At 58.4% G+C, this 12145-nt stretch carries 10 protein-coding genes; 4 read left to right on the forward strand and 6 right to left on the reverse strand.

The window, feature by feature from the left end; translation table 11 throughout:
* Window positions 1–19: 19 nt before the first annotated feature.
* The 4 genes from CLH62_RS05390 to CLH62_RS05405 form a co-directional block, all read right to left on the reverse strand.
* Window positions 20–907: a DMT family transporter gene (locus tag CLH62_RS05390; RefSeq protein WP_099617090.1), complete on the reverse strand. Its 888-nt coding sequence runs from the start codon at window positions 905–907 to the stop codon at window positions 20–22.
* A 106-nt stretch (window positions 908–1013) separates the two neighbouring features.
* On the reverse strand, window positions 1014–3209 hold the full coding sequence (locus CLH62_RS05395) for a hypothetical protein (protein WP_099617091.1): 2196 nt from the start codon (window positions 3207–3209) through the stop codon (window positions 1014–1016).
* Entirely contained in the window at window positions 3206–3940 is a 735-nt protein-coding gene (locus CLH62_RS05400; protein WP_099617092.1) for a TVP38/TMEM64 family protein, read from the reverse strand. Before CLH62_RS05400 ends, CLH62_RS05395 begins: the two co-directional genes overlap by 4 nt.
* 60 nt (window positions 3941–4000) lie before the next feature.
* Window positions 4001–4240: a TIGR02647 family protein gene (locus CLH62_RS05405; RefSeq protein ID WP_099617093.1), complete on the reverse strand. Its 240-nt coding sequence runs from the start codon at window positions 4238–4240 to the stop codon at window positions 4001–4003.
* Between the two features lie 55 nt (window positions 4241–4295).
* On the opposite strand from CLH62_RS05405, the gene CLH62_RS05410 reads away from it, so the two are divergent.
* The 3 genes from CLH62_RS05410 (at window position 4296) to CLH62_RS05420 (ending at window position 7066) form a co-directional block, all read left to right on the forward strand.
* Window positions 4296–4994 (forward strand): pseudouridine synthase, encoded by a 699-nt coding sequence (locus CLH62_RS05410; protein WP_099617094.1) that lies wholly within the window; start codon window positions 4296–4298, stop codon window positions 4992–4994.
* Between the two features lie 78 nt (window positions 4995–5072).
* Window positions 5073–6425: a dicarboxylate/amino acid:cation symporter gene (locus tag CLH62_RS05415; RefSeq protein ID WP_099617095.1), complete on the forward strand. Its 1353-nt coding sequence runs from the start codon at window positions 5073–5075 to the stop codon at window positions 6423–6425.
* Window positions 6422–7066, forward strand: coding sequence for a DsbA family oxidoreductase (locus CLH62_RS05420; RefSeq protein ID WP_099617096.1), 645 nt, complete (start codon window positions 6422–6424; stop codon window positions 7064–7066). Before CLH62_RS05415 ends, CLH62_RS05420 begins: the two co-directional genes overlap by 4 nt.
* Here CLH62_RS05420 and CLH62_RS05425 read toward each other — a convergent pair.
* On the reverse strand, window positions 7055–7564 hold the full coding sequence (locus tag CLH62_RS05425) for a shikimate kinase (protein ID WP_099617097.1): 510 nt from the start codon (window positions 7562–7564) through the stop codon (window positions 7055–7057). The two genes, CLH62_RS05420 and CLH62_RS05425, sit on opposite strands and share 12 nt — an antisense overlap.
* Window positions 7565–7728: 164 nt before the next feature.
* Between CLH62_RS05425 and CLH62_RS05430 the strand changes: the two genes are divergently transcribed.
* Entirely contained in the window at window positions 7729–8430 is a 702-nt protein-coding gene (locus CLH62_RS05430) for a lytic transglycosylase domain-containing protein (RefSeq protein WP_099617098.1), read from the forward strand.
* A 50-nt stretch (window positions 8431–8480) separates the two neighbouring features.
* Here the strand turns inward: CLH62_RS05430 and putA are convergent, their stop codons facing one another.
* A complete protein-coding gene (putA, locus tag CLH62_RS05435; protein ID WP_099617099.1) occupies window positions 8481–12110 on the reverse strand; it encodes a bifunctional proline dehydrogenase/L-glutamate gamma-semialdehyde dehydrogenase PutA in 3630 nt (1209 codons plus the stop codon).
* Window positions 12111–12145: the final 35 nt, after the last annotated feature.

Genomic DNA, 12145 nt, shown 5'->3' on the forward strand with positions numbered 1-12145 from the left:
CCATCCCCGGGAATCCTTATTAAGCCGGTTTTTTCTGGGTGACCACCAGAGCCACGCCGACAATCGCGATCAGCCCGCCCGCCATAGCAAGCCCGCCCAGGCGCTCATCAAACAACAAATAGGCTTCAAGCGCGGTTACCGGCGGCACCAGGTAGAAAAGACTGGCGACCTGCGAGGCGGCGCCCTGACGGATCAGCCACATCAACAACAGAATTGCCCCTATCGACACGCCGAACACCAGCCAGGCCATGGACAACTGCAACTGCAGGCTCCACTCGACTTCCCGGGTCTCCAGGGTGAATACACCGATCGCAAAGAAGGTTGCGGCGGCGGCATACTGGATCATGGTACCGGCTACCAGGTCCGCTCCGGTACCATGCCGCTTCTGGTACACCGTGCCCAGGGATATACCTGTCAGCGCAAAGAGCGCCCACAACAGGCTCCAGGGTGAAAAACCCGAGCCGGCACCGGTGCCCCCGAATTTTTCAAGCAGAACAAGGGCGACACCTACCAGGCCCAGGGCAAGCCCGACCCATTGCCGGCCACTGACGGACTCTTTGAGAATCGCTACGGCTGCTGCGGCAGTTACCAAAGGTTGCAGCCCCACAATCAGCGACACAATCCCCGATGCCATACCGCCCTGAATCGCATAATACACGCCACCGAGATAGCAGCCATGCACCAGCACGCCAGTAACCGCCAGATGGCCAGCACCGCGCCAGCCGGGCCAGCGGGTTTTCATGATCCAGGCCAGACCAGCGAGCAGCACCAGCGTCATCAGCATGCGCAACAGCAGCAGGGTAAAAGGCTCGGCAAAGGGCAAACCGTACTTGGCGCCGATAAACCCCGTACTCCACAGCCAGACAAACAGTGCGGGGACAAAAAACGAGTAGAACAGTGAGCGCATGGATCTCAACCGGATTCGATGTATCTGTCAGTAAGCTTACTTTATAAGTTAGCAGGCAAACAAAACAGATACAGAAAACCGGTTTCACGACCATTACAGAGGATGGTCACGGACGAACCTCAGGGAGCATCACTTCGATGTCCGGCTCCTCATGGTGCCAGCTTCCGTTCCAGGTCACTTCGGACGCACCACCAGGCCGGGGCTCAATAGTTACAGTGATGGTTCCGAAACTGGTCGGTGCCGGGCCAAAGCGAATAGGCTTGTCCTGCTCCAGCCAGCGTGTGGGAATGCCCGCACAGAGAATCAGCCGATCGCCCTCCTCCCGCACGAAGCAGTTGCGTACCATCAGCACCCATTCCGCCGATGCCCAGACATGGTGCCCATCCCCCATACAACCACCTCCGGTACCGGGGTGGATGGCCTCTGGCCACTGTCCGGTTGGCGATGCCAGCCCGGCGACGGCATCCACCAGCTTCAGATAACGGGGATCCCCGGCCCGCAACAAAATCTGCGCGACATGCAGGGTCAGGTAGGCATTGAGGCCCGAGTGAATCATGTCCTGGTAGAACGCCCCTTTCACAAAGCAATTCTCAAGCAGGAATTCGACACAGTCCAGCAACCTCGGATCATCCGGCTTACACAGCTGGGCCGGATACCCGAGCGCCAGTGAACCGATGGCACCCGCATCCAGCCGACGGTAGGGTGAAGCCGGCATTCCCGGGCGTTTCAGGCGTTCGGCACAGGTCGCCAGGCTGCGATCGACGGTCTGGGCAAACTCCCGGGCACCAGCACCAAAGTGCTCGCTGCTTTCCCGATCGACCGGCCTGAGCAACATCTCAGCGGCCCATAGGCCAGCGATTCCCCAGAAGTCGTCCCAGTAGTAATAGTCATTAGGCCCCAAGTGCTCGGCACTGAAGCCGGCCGGCAGCAGACCTGCGTGGGGTTTGTCCAAAGTCTCGCTCAACCGCTTTTTCTGGATCCAGCGGGCGCCTTTGCGCACCGGCTCCAACCATTCCCGATGCAGGGGCCGACCGGTCAGTTCGTGGAAACGCCTCAGAATCCAGAGCACTTCGCCGTTGGCGTCCCACTCCCCTTCCTGGGAGCGGAAGTACCCGTTTTTCAGCTGCCGGTCGGGAAACTGGTACAGCGCGCGTTCTGCGCGGTCCGTCAGCCCGGCGCAGAGCAAGGCGTGGATTATGAAGGCAGCATCCCGAAACCAGAAGCGTTTGTAGGTGTAGGGCCCGGGATAGACATCCTCCGGTGAATGCAGCACCAGGGAGTGAATAGCCGCATCATAGAGGAACTGCCAGGATTCATCAGGGCACTCCAGCCGGGCATGCCCCTTCAGGGCACTGGGCCAGCTGTCCGAACGAAGCGCCGGAACCGGCTCGTCCGACAGGGGAACCCTTACGGTAAGCTCCGAAACCTCTCCGGCCCGCAATGGAAACAGAGCTGCTGCCGTGACCATGCCGACATCGCATTTACCGTGACTCTGGTCTTCATTGTCCTGGAGATGAATCCTTACATCGCCCTGCCGATAATCCGAGACGTGATGACGCTCGGCCGGCCGGCTGAAAAACACAGTCTGCTTTCCGTCAACGGTCCAGGCATCCCGCTGCTCTGACAGACTAACCCGATTGATAAAACTGATGCCCTCCGGGTTTGCAGGCCGCAACGAGAGTACCAGCGAGCCCGATGTTTCTGATCTGGCCTCCAGGATCAGCTCACAAACCGGCTTGCCGTTTTCCACCACGACCCGGGACCGACTGGTCAGGCTCAACCCGTCCAGCTCTGAATCGGTCATTATACAGGGGCCACCCTCAAACTTCTGACGCTGCCGGGCAGTCTTGCTGCGGGAGGGCAGCAGGCAGCGGCCGTCATCGGCCAGCACCCAGGCATCCAGAGACCACCCATCATAAAAAGGCGTCAGAAGACCCCGGGGATCAACAACCGGTAATTCGGGCACGTCCGGCTGCCCGATGGCCGTCCAGTTACGGTTGCTCAGGTTGATATGGGTAATGGAAAACGCCCGGGGAATAAAGGCAATATCCCCGGGATCAAACTGCCGCTCAACCCAGTATGGCCAGACCCAGTCCAGGTTATGCTGAATCACCCGGCTGTTGATCAGTCCCCGGGCGTGAAACACCACCCCGGCTCTGAGCAATTCGATTGGTTCGCCAACCTCCGAAGGCTGGGCAAAGCTGTGCAGCTTTCCCAACAGCGCTATCGGATCCAGAAAACCATGCCGATGGGCCATGCGTTTCACCAGGTACCGCCAGGGCAACCACTTCATCCAGCTCATTGGCTCGTCTCCTGCTCCGTTGGCTCGGTTTCGACTCTGTAACGGGCCAGTGCCCGCCGGGCGAGGCGGTTCAGATACACCACCGCCAGTACGGTGCCTACGAACCCTGCACCGTATATGGCCCACTCAAGCGGCGTACGACCGGACTCCCGCTCGCCAAGAGTCGTAAGATCCGCTGCGAGGGAGCCCAGGTACACGTTATGGAGCGAGAATGGAATAACACCCAGAAATGTCCCCGCAACGAACCCGCCAAACGAGAAATTGGTGAGACCGAACAGGAAGTTGGAAAGTTTTCCCGGAAAGAAGGGAATCAGGCGCGTGAGCAGCACAATTTTCCAGCCATGGGGTGCCATCTCATTGCTCACCATGGAGAGCCGTGCGCGATTGCGAATATAAACGTGGGCGTGCTCACCAAGAAGATGCCTCGCAATCAGGAAAGCAATCGCCGCCCCCAGTGTGGTTCCAATCACCACATAGGTCGTGCCCTCAACAACGCCAAAAACAAAGCCCGCACCGGTGGTCAAAAGCACACCCGGGAGCAACAGCACCATGGCGAGCACCATGATGCCGACAAACAGGACGGCCGCCCAGACTCCCTGGGTATCAAACCAGCGCAGCAGGTCCACGACCTGCTGGTGAACGCCTAGCGCATAGAGCAGACCAACCATCAGTCCCACTCCAGCGATGCTGGCCCCCATCCACAGCAGGGGTGATTTTTTCCAGTTACTCATGCGTTAACCCTAACGCGAGAGTACACCGCGTCTCAAAGAAACGGGCAGGCGGCCCAATATTCAGGGGTTGCTAAGAATCGACTGCAGCTTTTGGGTCAACTCCACCGCTTCTGCCCCGAGTGGCGTCAGGTAGCCGCCATCCCTCTGGCTGATAAGTCCCTTGGAATACAGGTTCTCCGCGGCCCTCACCGTTTCCGGAGCCGCCGAATGGGCATGCACCTTGAGCCCTTCCTGGGTCGAGGTGGACGGGAACTGGCCCAGAAGATTGAGTTCCGCGAGATGATCAACAGAGAATGGCATGGCATTTCCTCGTATTATGGTCAGGGGTTTACACTCAGCATAGCCGATTCACACCATGAAGCTTTCACGAATTCTCAGCAACCTTAATGGCATCAGTCGCAGCCAGGCCAATTTCCTGATTGCCTCTGGTCGGGTAACAGTGAACGCCGCCCCATGCAGGGAACCTGCATCTGAGGTCGACCGGTTTGCACAGGTTCGGGTGGATGGGGAGACCATTCAGGCCGGCGAGCCCGCCCACTACCTCATGCTCCACAAACCCGCCGGCTACCTCAGTGCTACGCTCGATGATACTCACAAAACCGTTCTGGATCTGATTGCCCCGGCGTTACGCCCCGAGCTGCACATTGCCGGAAGACTGGACCGGGCCAGCACCGGGCTGCTGATTCTCACCAACGACGGCCAGTGGTCACGTCAGCTAACCGAGCCCCGGATCAAGATCCCGAAAGTGTACTTGGTAACCACGGCCAACCCGATCTCGCCGGATACGGCCATCCGGTTTGCGGAGGGCATCTGGTTTGAGTTCGAGCAACTGACAACCTCACCCGCGCAGCTCGAAATCCTCGCCCCCCGGGAAGCGCGGATAACCATTTATGAGGGTCGCTATCATCAGGTGAAGCGCATGTTCCATGCGGTCGGCAACCGCGTAACGGCCCTGCACCGGGAAAGCATGGGAAACATTCGGCTGGACGAAAAGCTCGCTGCTGGAGAGCACAGACCATTGAACAGCGAGGAAATCGGTCACCTCCGACATTGATCTGGCTCACACGTGCCAAGGCCCATTGAACTATGCTACCCATCAGACCGTTCAGAGAAACACGGACCATTCGAGACTATGGTAAACCAGGCTAGCAATCATTATCCCCGGCCACTTCGCCACCTGAGTAGCTACCTTTCGGGACTGGTACAGGGAAAGCTCTGGCTGAAGGTGCTGGTCGGCATGTTTCTTGGTCTGGTGACAGGAACATTACTCGGCCCTTCCGTAGGCCTCGTCGAGCCAGAAACCGGCACCCTGATCGGTAACTGGCTGGCCTTTCCGGGGCAATTGTTCCTGGCCACCATCCAGATGATCGTTATTCCCCTGGTGATTGCTTCTGTGGTCAGAGGACTTGCCGCCAGCGAAGACCTGGATCAGCTGCGCAAACTGGGACTGAGGGTAACCGGCTTCTTCGTTATCACAACCGCAATTGCCGCATCCATTGGCCTCTGGATCGGCAATCTCATCAACCCTGGCAGCATGATGGAAGGCCTTGCAACTCCGGTTGGGGCCGGAGAAAACAGTGTGCCAGCCGCCACCATGCCGAGCGTGGACGAACTTCCCCAGACCCTGATTGGCCTGTTACCCGGAAATCCGCTGGATGCCATGGTCGAAGGCCAGATGCTGCAGGTGGTAATCTTCTCCATCATTATCGGGATTGCTCTGGTCAGCATGGCGCCGGAGAAATCTCGCCCCATGCTCGATCTGCTCGACTCCCTCCAGCAAATCTGCATGACGGTGGTGCGCTGGGCCATGCGGCTTGCCCCGATTGCCGTCTTCGGTCTGATGGCACAGCTGACAACAACCCTCGGGTTCCGGGCGATGCTGGGCATGGCCTCCTATGTGGCAACCGTTATTGCCGGGCTGATTGTACTGCTTGGCGTTTACATGCTGATTCTGAAATTTCTTGCGGGCCAATCACCTTTGCGCTTCCTGAAAGACAGCAAGGATGTGTTACTGCTTGCCTTCTCGACATCGAGCTCAGCGGCTGTCATGCCCTTGTCCATCCGCACCGCGGAGGACAAGCTTGGGGTCCGCCCTTCGGTTTCCCAGTTTGTTATTCCGCTAGGCGCCACCATCAACATGAACGGCACTGCACTGTATCAGGCCGTTGCGACCATCTTCCTGGCGCAGGTGTACGGCATTGATCTCAGCATGGGCAGCATGGCGCTGGTGGTTGCCATGGCCGTAGGCGCCTCTATCGGCTCTCCAGCCACACCCGGCGTGGGGATCGTCATTCTGGCCATGGTGTTGCAGACCGTTGGAATACCTCCCGGTGGCATTGCACTAATCATGGGGGTGGATCGGATTCTGGATATGTGTCGTACTGCCATCAACGTCACCGGAGATCTGGTTACCTGCCGGCTTATGGAAAACTGGTCCGGCAAAAGGCTACCCGACATCGAACCACCCAAACAGGAGTACCAATGACAACCTTACAAATCGACATCGTCTCCGACATCGCCTGCCCCTGGTGCGCCATCGGCTACGCTCGTCTTGAAGAGGCCATGAAGGCGCTCAAGGGCGAGATGGAGTTCAGTATTGAATGGCACGCCTTTGAGTTGAATCCGGACCCCTCTGGCGACGGCGAGCCCATCCTCCCCGCCCTGAGCCGGAAGTATGGTCGCAGTGAAGATGACATGCGCGCCAATCAGAGCCAGATGATGGAAATCGCCCAGGGCCTGGGATTGAACTTCGAGAAACTCCAGGAACGGCATACCCGCAATACATTCGACGCCCACCGACTGGTTAAATGGGCGGGAGAACAGGGCAAGCAGACCGAAATGAAAATGGCGTGTTTCGAGGCGTACTTCGGACGGGCGGAGAACATTTCTGATGCCGATGTACTGGTGAAATGCGCGGAAAGTATCGGCCTTGACGGCAACCAAGCCCGGGAAATTCTGGCCTCGGAGCGCTACGCCAACGCAGTGCGTGAGGACGAAGCAAAATACCAGCAAGCCGGCGTTTCGGCGGTTCCCGCCTACATCGTCAACCAGAAATATCTGATCTCAGGTGCTCAGGAGCCGGAAACACTGATTAATGCGTTTCGGGAGATTACGTCAGAGGCCTGATACCACCGCTTCGCAGACCTGATCCTGATTCAGCCCAGCGCCTTTAACGGTCAGATCTGCATAGCGGGAATACAGGGCATACCGCTCTTCGAACAACGCCTCCAGGGACTGATCCGGGCGCCGAGAAATCCCCCTCATACTGTGATCACCGATTCGCTTGATCACCAGATCCAGTGGTATATCCAGAAAGACCACAGTCCCGTTCGCCTTGAGGTGCTCCATGGCACGGGCGCTGTAGACCGCACTGCCACCGGTGCTGATCACTTTATGCTGGACATCCAGCTTGAGCAGTACCTGCTCCTCAATGTGCCGCAGGGCCTCATAACCATCCTGATCTACAATTTCCTGCAAAGTGCGACCGGCGTCCTCCTGGATGAGCAGATCGGTATCGATGAACCCCAGCCCCAGTCGTTTTGCCAGCAACACACCAACGGTGCTCTTGCCACTACCGGGCATACCGATAAGAATGAGGTTTCGGGCTCTGATCTGGTTTTCCATGATTTTTCCGGGTAAATGAGAACTGGCTGGCAATACTCAGAACGTAACATTTTTCCGACAAAGTGCGCGCTTTATTCAATCTCGCAAGGCCGTATAATCCAGGGAAAACCGACTTGAAAGAACGCACTGAGTCGACCGTTGATCGCATCGTTCACGAGTGAATAATGATAATCGGCAGATCACTACTGATCCCACCACTGGCAGCTTTGCTGTTTGGACTGTCCGCGCCAATCCTGGCAGACAGCATAAAGCGCATTGTGCACCCGGATGGTACGGTCGAATTCACCAACGTGAAAGGCGCTGAGCAGCCCAGGGCCTCTACTGGTAATGACACGGTTTACCGCTACAAAGATGAAAATGGGGTTGTTGCCTACAGCAGTATCCAGCCAGCGGTTGCAGAATTCGACGTTATCCGCTTCCACTGCTATGCCTGTGATCCGGCGTCCACGGTGGACTGGCGCAAGACACCGCTTTTCACCAAGCCTTTCCGCTCCGAGATCCAGACTGCAGCCCAGGATTATGGTGTGGATCCGGCCCTGGTTCGGGCAGTGATTCATGCGGAGTCTGCGTTCAATGACAAGGCGATTTCACCGGTAGGCGCCCAGGGGTTGATGCAACTGATGCCGGGAACTGCCCGAGAAGTGGGTGTGGCTAACGCCATGATCGCCGCCGAGAACATCCGGGGCGGGGTCAGTTATCTGTCAAAAATGCTTGATCGCTTTGGCGGCGATATCCGCCTTGCAACCGCGGCCTACAACGCCGGCCCTGGTGCCGTAGGCCGGTACGGAGGAGTACCGCCCTACGCTGAAACCAGGGCCTACGTCGAACGCGTGGGCATTCTCCACGAGCGCTACGCTGCCCGGTAACAACCTCGCTCAAAAAGACCCGCAATTGCCACCAGCCCCTCCCGGAAAGCTTACTCGGAAGCCGCAATCAGGCTTGCGTTACCTCCGGCTGCGGTGGTGTCCACACACAGGTGGCGTTCGATCACGAACCGCTGATCCAGGGTATGCTCGGTAATCACCGGCAGCAATGCGCCGTCACGCTTGGCAAGCGCCTCGCGGTATTGCTTCAAGAGGGCCTGGCTCGCGCAGCTCACCACTGCTTCAAAACCATAGACTGTTGCCAGTGCGTCCGGCTCCAGGAGCCCCTCAACGCCGACAATTGGCAGCCCAGCCTTGGCAGCACTGTCGACTGTTTCCTGAACGCCCGGAGCAATCACGACCACCTTGTTGCCCTGGGACAACGCGGTACCGGCCTGTTCCAGGGCGGTTTCCTTGTCCGGGCCCAGGCAGAGAACGACACCGCGGGCATGGTTGGACAGGCGGTTGGTCTCGCCCGTTGGCCCCGGCAATGCTTCCACATGCGCATCCAGTGGTTCGGGCACATCCCCGAAGATCGGCTTGAGCACCTCGGTCCGGGTTTCCGGCCTGGGCGCGGTCAGTTTGTCGAGTTGGCCAATCAGCTTCTGGAGCTGTTTGGCGTCCATCTTTTTGGCGCTGGAATCCGCCTCACGCTCGACCGTTTTACCTTTCAGGAAACGACGAACGTACTGGGGACCACCAGCTTTGGGGCCCGTCCCGGAAAGACCTTCACCACCAAAGGGTTGGGAGCCCACGATAGCGCCGATCTGGTTGCGGTTCACATAGGTGTTACCGACCTTGATCCGGCTGCTGATTCGCTCCACCCGACGGTCAACCCGGCTGTGAATACCGAAGGTCAGCCCGTAACCCTTGGCGTTGACGGAATCCACCACCTTGTCGATGTTTTTGGCTTCGAAGGTGGCAACGTGAAGTACCGGCCCGAAGATCTCCTCTTCCATCTCTTCGATGCCACTCACACTCAGCACCGCCGGAGACACAAACAGGCCCTTCTCGGGAACAGGAAGCTTCTTCAGAAGCTTGCCGTTACGCTCGAATTTCTCACAGTGATCGACGATTTTCTTGCGGGCGTTTTCGTCAATGACCGGCCCCACGTCCGTGGACAGCAGCCAGGGATCGCCAATGCCAAGCTCTTCCATGGCGCCATAGAGCATTTCCATCAGGCCATCAGCAATGTCCTTCTGCACGTACAGCATGCGCAACGCCGAGCAGCGCTGGCCGGCACTCTGGAACGACGACGCCAGTACGTCACGGACCACCTGCTCCGGCAGCGCGGTGGAATCCACAATCATGGCGTTCAGGCCACCGGTTTCCGCCACCAGCGGCGCGTCCGGCGCCATGTTTTCGGTCATCACCTTGTTAATGCGCTGAGCGGTAGCGGTAGAGCCGGTGAAGCACACGCCACTGACCCGTGAATCGGAGGTCAGAGCCGCACCCACGGTCGCGCCAGTGCCCGGCACCAACTGAATTGCATCAGTCGGAATACCGGCCTGGTGCATCAGTTCCACAGCGCGGATTGCCAACAGCGATGTCTGCTCAGCTGGCTTGGCAACAACGGTGTTACCGGCGGCCAGGTTTGCCAGGATCTGCCCGGTGAAAATCGCCAGCGGGAAGTTCCAGGGCGAGATACAACAGATCACCCCTCGGGCATCACCGCTGTCCTTGTAGCGGATCGCTTCATTGGCGTAATACTGGGAGAAATCCACCGCCTCACGGACTTCGGCAACGGCATCCAGCAGAGACTTGCCAGCCTCCCGGGTGGTCAGTGCGAACAGCTCGTCGACATTCTCCTCATAGAGATCACCAACCTTTCGTACGCAGGCCGCGCGCTCCTCTACAGACTTCTCCGACCAGCTCTTGAAGCCTTCTGCAGCCGCGGCGATGGCGGTGTCCACGTCGGCGTCGGAGGCCTGGGTAACGTGCCCGACCAGATCATCCAGGTCGGCCGGGTTACGCACCACCTGTACCTCGGTGCCGGTAACCTCACCGGCAATCAGCGGGCCGCCTTTCCAACGGTACTCCTTGTAGGCTCCCCGGCCGTCTTCGATCTGCTGCACTGTCACCGGATCGGTAATGTCCCAGCCCTTGGAGTTGCGACGGCTCTCTCCAAACAGTTTGAACGGGTGCACGATCGCCTTGCTGGAGATGTTGCCGCCCATCTCCTCCACGCTGACAATCGGGTCTTTTGCGATTTCTTCAGGCGTGATGCTGGTGTCCACGATCTGGTTCACAAAGGAGCTGTTGGCTCCGTTTTCCAGAAGGCGGCGCACCAGGTACGCCAGAAGATCCTTGTGGGGACCGACCGGGGCGTATATGCGACAAGGCACACCACTGACCTTCAGCACTTCGTTGTGCAGGGACTCACCCATGCCGTGCAGGCGCTGGAATTCGTAATTGTTCACCCCCTTGGTTTTGGCCATTTCCAGAATGGCGGACACCGAGTGAGCGTTGTGAGTGGCAAACTGCGGGTAAATGCGGTTCGTCATGTTCAGTAGTTTGGTGGCGCAGGACAGGAACGAGACATCACTGCAGGCTTTACGGGTGAACACCGGGAAGCCGTTCAGGCCCATCACCTGGGCGCGCTTGATTTCGGCATCCCAGTAAGCGCCCTTCACCAGACGTACCATGATCTTGCAGTCGTGCTTCTCTGCCAGACCATAGAGCCAGTCAATCACGAAAGCGGAACGCTTGCCGTAGGCCTGTACCACAACGCCAAAGCCATCCCAGCCTGCCAACTCCGGGTCCGACACCAGCTCTTCAATAACATCCAGGGACAGGTCAAGACGGTCCTGCTCTTCAGCGTCGATGTTGAAACCCATGTTGGCGGCGGCGGCTTTCCTGACCAGTTCGCGGGCACGGGGCAGCAACTCGTTCATCACCCGCTCCTTGTTGCCGTATTCGTAACGGGCCAACAGGGCAGACAACTTCACGGAAATACCCGGATTCTTGCGTACATCGCCCTTGCTCGCCTTGGCGATGCTGTCTATCGCGTTGGAGTAGGCGTCATAGTAGCGCTTGGCGTCGTCATCCGTACGGGCAGCCTCACCCAGCATGTCATAGGAGTAGGTGTAGCCTTTGTCCATGTACTCCTTGGCTTCATCCTGGGCTTCGTCGATGTCGCGGCCCAGCACAAACTGGCGGCCCATCTCTTTCATCGCCTGGCCGGCGACGGTACGAATCACCGGCTCGCCAAAGCGCTTGAGCAGTTTACGCAGGGTTTCGCCCACGGTGTTGCGCTCGGAATCCCTAAGCAGATTGCTGGTCATCAGCAGGGCAACAGTAGCGGTATTAATCAGCGATGAAGATGCCTTGCCCACGTGACTGCCCCAGGCACCCGACGTGATCTTGTCTTCAATCAGCTCATGGATCGTGGTGTTATCGGGCACACGCAACAGCGCCTCAGCCAGACACATCAGGGCAACGCCTTCCCTGGTCGTCAGGCCATATTCCGCCAGGAACTTCTCCATGATGGTGGACTTCGCGCTCTTGCGGACATTGCGAACCAGCTCGGCGGCGCGGGCGGAAATGGCATCCCGCTCGGCCTGGGACAACTGGGCGCCAGCAATCATTTCGTGGATCACCTTGTGCTCATCAGCAAGAATGTAGTCACGGATCGCCTGCCGGCTGTCAACAAGCTCCGGCGTCTCTGATTGCTGCGGTCTCATAGCTGTACCCTCTTAGTTGTTTGTCTCTCCGGCAT

Source organism: Marinobacter guineae, from assembly GCF_002744735.1.
In the GTDB taxonomy this organism is placed as follows: Bacteria; Pseudomonadota; Gammaproteobacteria; order Pseudomonadales; family Oleiphilaceae; genus Marinobacter; species Marinobacter guineae.

Bases quoted from the DNA above. Each gene is read 5' to 3' on its own strand.
- putA (WP_099617099.1), bottom strand. From the start codon at position 12,110: ATGAGACCGCAGCAATCAGAGACGCCGGAGCTTGTTGACAGCCGGCAG.
- CLH62_RS05420 (WP_099617096.1), top strand. From the start codon at position 6,422: ATGACAACCTTACAAATCGACATCGTCTCCGACATCGCCTGCCCCTGG.
- CLH62_RS05415 (WP_099617095.1), top strand. From the start codon at position 5,073: ATGGTAAACCAGGCTAGCAATCATTATCCCCGGCCACTTCGCCACCTG.
- CLH62_RS05430 (WP_099617098.1), top strand. From the start codon at position 7,729: ATGATAATCGGCAGATCACTACTGATCCCACCACTGGCAGCTTTGCTG.
- CLH62_RS05390 (WP_099617090.1), bottom strand. From the start codon at position 907: ATGCGCTCACTGTTCTACTCGTTTTTTGTCCCCGCACTGTTTGTCTGG.
- CLH62_RS05425 (WP_099617097.1), bottom strand. From the start codon at position 7,564: ATGGAAAACCAGATCAGAGCCCGAAACCTCATTCTTATCGGTATGCCC.
- CLH62_RS05395 (WP_099617091.1), bottom strand. From the start codon at position 3,209: ATGAGCTGGATGAAGTGGTTGCCCTGGCGGTACCTGGTGAAACGCATG.
- CLH62_RS05400 (WP_099617092.1), bottom strand. From the start codon at position 3,940: ATGAGTAACTGGAAAAAATCACCCCTGCTGTGGATGGGGGCCAGCATC.
- CLH62_RS05410 (WP_099617094.1), top strand. From the start codon at position 4,296: ATGAAGCTTTCACGAATTCTCAGCAACCTTAATGGCATCAGTCGCAGC.
- CLH62_RS05405 (WP_099617093.1), bottom strand. From the start codon at position 4,240: ATGCCATTCTCTGTTGATCATCTCGCGGAACTCAATCTTCTGGGCCAG.